The organism is Acidithiobacillus sp. TH-A36 (assembly GCF_057473445.1).
This window is the reverse complement of sequence record NZ_JBYCKP010000389.1, coordinates 1-3,832: the sequence shown is the minus strand read 5'-3', so window position 1 is coordinate 3,832 and position 3,832 is coordinate 1. Positions and strand designations below refer to the sequence as shown.

3 protein-coding genes are annotated in these 3,832 nt (G+C 55.7%); all 3 read right to left on the bottom strand.

Translation table 11 applies throughout. The features are described from left to right. A partial coding sequence (gene murD / locus AC2VLY_RS10125; RefSeq protein ID WP_486922211.1) for a UDP-N-acetylmuramoyl-L-alanine--D-glutamate ligase occupies positions 1-1,292 on the bottom strand: 1,292 nt, incomplete at its 3' end. 1 nt (position 1,293) lies between these two features. After that, positions 1,294-2,376, bottom strand: a complete 1,083-nt coding sequence (gene mraY / locus AC2VLY_RS10120; RefSeq protein ID WP_193649752.1) for a phospho-N-acetylmuramoyl-pentapeptide-transferase — start codon at positions 2,374-2,376, stop codon at positions 1,294-1,296. Next, positions 2,376-3,728, bottom strand: coding sequence for a UDP-N-acetylmuramoyl-tripeptide--D-alanyl-D-alanine ligase (locus tag AC2VLY_RS10115; RefSeq protein WP_486922210.1), 1,353 nt, complete (start codon positions 3,726-3,728; stop codon positions 2,376-2,378). Before AC2VLY_RS10115 ends, mraY begins: the two co-directional genes overlap by 1 nt. Between the last annotated feature and the right edge of the window lie 104 nt (positions 3,729-3,832).

The following is a 3,832-nucleotide window of genomic DNA, read 5'->3' as shown; positions in this document are numbered from 1 at the left end:
TGATAATCCCGGAACATATCGGTACTGGCGCAGGCTGGTGAAAGCAGAACCTGATCTCCGGCCATGGCTCTGGATGCGGCTTTAAGAACCGCATCCTGCATGCTGTCGGCATAATCTACCGGAATGATATTTTCCAGCAGTTGCGCGATTTTTTTGGCATCTTTGCCGAGCACAACTGCTGCACGCTGATCGCGGCAGGCTTGCTGCAACGGACTGAGATCCGCCCCCTTGGCATCGCCACCGAGAATCATCACCAACGGTCCGGATAAGCCGCTCATGGCTTTGAGTGTGGCGCCCAGATTGGTTCCCTTGGAATCATTGTAATAGTTGACTCCCTGATACTCGGCAACCCAGGCCAGACGGTGTGGGAGACCGGAAAACTGGCAAAACACTTCCTGAATGGCGGCAAGTGGGAACTGGGCAGCTTCGGCCAGGAGCGCTGCTGCCAGGGCGTTTTCGATATTGTGTCCGCCCTGCATACGCAGGTCGGCAATGGCAAGCAGGGCTCCGCTGTTGCGCAGCGTGAGCCGGTCATGCAGTACATAGGCATCACTGCGCTCATCATGAACAGCAAAGCAACGGATGGCCACGGAGTCTGGGACTTGCCCGGGCAAGCTCGACGTAAAGGCATCTTCACCATTCAAAACCAGGACATCACCGGCATTCATGTTCTGAAAAATCCGGGCTTTGGCGGCCCCGTACTGCGTGTAGTCACCATGCCAGTCCAGATGGTCGGGACTGAGGTTCAGAATGGCAGCCACCCGGGGTCGAAAAGTCGTACAGGCATCCAGCTGAAAGCTGGAGAGTTCGAGGATATACCAGGCCGGTTCAGGGCCAGATTCTGGTAATAACTCCAGTGCCGGAGTCCCCAGGTTGCCACCAGTCGCAACCATTATCCCGGCTTTTCGGGCAATTTCGCTGACTAGCGTGGTAACAGTGCTTTTACCATTACTGCCGGTGATGGCAATGATGGGTGCCTTGGCCAGCCGCGAAAATAATTCAATATCACCCATGACGGTGATTCCCGCCTTTCTGGCCTTTTGCAAGGCCGGCAGGGTAGGAGCAAGACCGGGGCTGAGTAGAATCAGATCGCTGTCGAGCAGCAGATTTTCAGGAAGGGCTCCGAAATGAAAAGTGGCTTGGGGATATTGTGTACGGAGGGTATCAGCATTTTCCAGGTGGCGGGTATCCGCCACCTGACAATGTCCACCCAGACGCAGGGCGGTGTTCAGGAGCGATTGTCCGGTTTTGCCGAAGCCGAGGATGAATACCTTTTTGCCGTCGAGTTTCATGTCAGCGGATCTTCAGACTGGAAAGGCCGATGAGCACGAGAATCACGGTAATAATCCAGAAACGCACGGCTACCCGTGGCTCTGGCCAGCCTTTTTTCTCGAAATGATGATGAATGGGCGCCATGCGGAACACCCGTTTGCCCGTCAGCTTGAAGGAAGCCACCTGAATCATCACCGACAGGGTTTCCATGACAAAAACCCCACCCATGATGACCAATACCAATTCCTGTCGGGCAATGATGGCGACAATGGCCAGGGCGGCACCGAGCGCCAGTGCGCCGGTATCGCCCATGAATACTTCGGCAGGATAGGTGTTAAACCAGAGAAAGCCGAGCCCGGCACCGACCAGTGATCCGCAGAAAATCAGCATTTGTCCGGAACCCGGCACCCAGGGCAGATCCAGGTAATGGGCGAATACAGAATTCCCTGAAACATAAGCAAATATTCCCAGGGCTGCAGCCACCATAACGGTTGGGACGATGGCCAGCCCGTCCAGGCCATCGGTCAAGTTGACGGCGTTGGAGGTGCCGACAATGACGAAGTAGCTGAAAATGATGAAGCCGAACCCCAAGGGAATCAGGACATGAGGGACAAAAGGAATAATCAGGCTGGTTTCTACGGATTTGTTGGCCAGTCCATACAATACTCCGGCTGCAGCCAGGGCAAACAAGGACTGCAAACCATATTTGGCGCGGGCGGATAAACCCTTGGTGTTTTTACGCCGCAGCTTGCGCCAGTCGTCAATAAAACCAATGGCGCCAAAGGCAAAGGTGGTGATGACTGCCACCCAGACCAAAGGATTGCGCAAATCTGACCAGAGCAGGGTGGTAATAATGACGACCAGCAGAATCAGGGCCCCACCCATGGTCGGCGTCCCCTGTTTGCTGAAGTGGGTTTCCGGCCCATCGCTGCGTACCATCTGCCCGATTTTGTAATAGCGCAGACGGGCAATGAAAAAAGGACCGATCACCAGGGAGAGGACCAGCGCGGTCAGTATCGCCAGTACGCCGCGCAGGGTCAGATACTGAAACACGTAAAAACCGTGGTATATCTGGCCGAGTTGCATGAATAGTGCGTAGAGCATCAGGCGTCTCCGGCCACGAGTGCCTGAACGACACGTTCCATGTGTGCGGCTCTGGAACCTTTTACCAGCACCACCGTTTCCGGATTGAGCTGGGGCAGCAGGGCATCAATCAGGGGGGGCAGTTCCACAAAATGCTCTGTACCGGCTGCAAACGCTTCAGCGGCTTCGGCAGCCAGTTGCCCCAGTCCGTAAACCGCATCAATGCCCAGCTGTTGGGCCAGAATTCCTGCCTGCCGGTGATAAACTACCGTATCAGGACCCAGTTCACCCATATCTCCGAGAATGAGAATACGCTGGCCGGATTGGGCGGCAAGAACACGTAATGCGGACTCTAATGAAGCTGGATTGGCGTTATAGGTGTCATCCAGAATGCGGCAGCCGCCCCTGCCGTTGCGCCATTGCAAGCGACCGGGGATGGCCTCTAATGTGGCCACAGCACGCTGAATTTGGGGAATGCTGATATCCAGGGCCAGTGCGGCGGTGACAGCAGCCAGGACATTGGCACCATTATGTCTTCCAGGTAGCGGAACTTCGAGGGTGAATTCACCCTGGGGGGCGCGCACATCCAGTTGGCCGCCAGTTCCTGAACGATCCTGCCAATGTCCCCGGACGCGTACCGGGAGGTTGTTCAGACTGAAGCGCCACACTTCGCCCGGAGCTTTTTCTGCCCAGAAGTCGGCAAATTGATCGTCACCATTCAAAATGCTGATGCCACGATTGTCCAGTCCCGAGAGAATTTCTCCCTTGGCCGCCGCGACTGCCTTTACACTTCCGAGCCCGGCCAGGTGGGCGGGGCCCGCATTGTTGATAAGGGCCAACGTTGGTTTGGCCAGAGCACTGAGTACGGTGAGCTCGCCAGCATGGTTCATGCCCATTTCCAGAACCGCATGGCGATGTTCCTTGCCCAGTCTTGCCAGGGTCAAGGGCACGCCAATATGATTGTTCTGATTGCCTTGAGTGGCCAGTACGGGGCCGCTTTCAGTGAGGATGGCGGTCAGGACTTCCTTGACCGTGGTTTTGCCACAGGAGCCAGTAACTGCCAGCACCGGTACGTTGAAACGCTGCCGCCAATGCTGTGCCAAGTCTTGCAGGCTTTGTAATGTGTCCTTGACCACTATTCCAGGGGCATTCACCTGACGGTTGCTGAGTACAGCGGCCGCGCCTTGCGCTAAAGCTGCCGGAACAAAATCGTTACCATCAAAGTGTTCTCCGGCAAGTGCAACAAACAGTTTGCCAATCATGGGTTGGCGGCTGTCGGTGGCAATGCCGTTTATTTCGTCTTTTCCCTGGCTGTCAGGCAGAAGTTGACCACCGGTAATGCGGGCTATTTCGTTGAGAGAGTAGCGCATCATGGGCGCAGTGCCTCCATCGCTACCTGCTGGTCATGAAAGGGGATTTTCTGACCCATGATTTCCTGGGTGCGTTCATGCCCTTTACCGGCAATCAGCACCCAATC

What these genes read in the sequence shown, in the direction of transcription:
- mraY (WP_193649752.1), bottom strand. Translation starts at nt 2,376, where the DNA reads ATGCTCTACGCACTATTCATGCAACTCGGCCAGATATACCACGGTTTT.
- AC2VLY_RS10115 (WP_486922210.1), bottom strand. Translation starts at nt 3,728, where the DNA reads ATGATGCGCTACTCTCTCAACGAAATAGCCCGCATTACCGGTGGTCAA.